General features: G+C 45.9%; 1 protein-coding gene. It reads left to right on the plus strand.

What is annotated here, in order from left to right; translation table 11 throughout:
- Positions 1-46: 46 nt before the first annotated feature.
- Positions 47-1,288: an IS256 family transposase gene (locus I2H39_RS28755; RefSeq protein WP_195628130.1), complete on the plus strand. Its 1,242-nt coding sequence runs from the start codon at positions 47-49 to the stop codon at positions 1,286-1,288.
- Positions 1,289-1,420 lie beyond the last annotated feature (132 nt).

Here is a 1,420-nt window from a genome sequence, read left to right on the forward strand (position 1 = left end):
AAAGGTCTTCTATGATAAAATAAAAAATCATAGGAGGCCTTTTATTATGGCAAGAGAAAAGAAACCGGTACACCAGGTACAAATGACAGAAGGAAAACGCAGCATCATCCAGCAGCTCCTGCAGGAATACGACATCCAATCTGCAGAGGATATCCAGTCTGCACTCAAGGACCTGCTTGGTGGCACAATCAAAGAAATGATGGAAGCAGAGATGGATGAGCATCTGGGCTATGAAAAGTCGGAACGTTCTGACAGCGATGATTACCGTAACGGCTATAAAGCCAAACGGATTAACAGCAGCTATGGCAGCATGGATATCAAGGTCCCCCAGGACCGCAGGTCTACTTTCGAGCCACAGGTAGTCAAAAAGCGTCAAAAGGATATCTCCGATATCGACCAGAAAATCATATCTATGTATGCCAAGGGCATGACCACCCGGCAGATTTCCGATACACTGGAAGATATCTATGGGTTTGAAGCCTCCGAAGGCTTTATTTCTGATGTCACAGATAAAATCATACCACAGATAGAGGATTGGCAGAACCGGCCGCTCTCAGAAGTATATCCGGTCCTGTTCATTGATGCAATCCATTACTCCGTCCGGGATAATGGCATCATCCGCAAGCTTGCGGCCTATGTGGTCCTTGGTATTAATCAGGATGGACGCAAAGAAGTCCTGACGATTGAGGTTGGCGAAAATGAAAGTTCTAAATACTGGCTGTCTGTTTTAAACAGCCTGAAAAACCGAGGGGTAAAAGATATCTTAATCCTCTGTGCTGACGGGCTGAGCGGTATCAAGGAGGCAATCGCGGCAGCCTATCCAAAGACCGAATATCAGCGCTGTATTGTGCATCAGGTGCGTAATACGATGAAATATGTGTCAGACAAGGATAGGAAGCCATTCTGCGCGGACCTTAAGACAATCTATCAGGCACCCACAGAAGAAAAAGCACTTGAGGCAATGGAACGTGTCACTGAAAAGTGGAGCGGGAAATATCCCAATTCCATGAGGAGCTGGAAGCAGAACTGGGATGCCATCTCCCCGATTTTCAAATTTTCCACAGCGGTCAGAAAGGTCATTTATACCACGAATGCGATAGAGAGCCTGAATGGCACGTACCGTAAGCTAAACCGCCAGAGAAGCGTGTTTCCAAGCGATACAGCACTTTTGAAAGCGTTGTACCTGTCAACGTTTGAAGCCACAAAGAAATGGTCCATGCCAATCAGGAATTGGGGGCAGGTATATGGAGAACTAAGCATCATGTATGAGGGTCGGCTGCCTGAATAAGCGAATCCAACCTATTTTCCCCAGGCGGATTTTTCGCCTGCTCTTGACATGCAACAGTAGTTGCTGTTATATATAATACAAGGACTGAAGGTCCAAGAAAGAACTTTCAGCCCAGTTATTATCATAGAAGAT

This window comes from Clostridium sp. 1001283B150225_161107_B6 (genome assembly GCF_015556325.1).
In the GTDB taxonomy this organism is placed as follows: Bacteria; Bacillota; Clostridia; order Lachnospirales; family Lachnospiraceae; genus Enterocloster.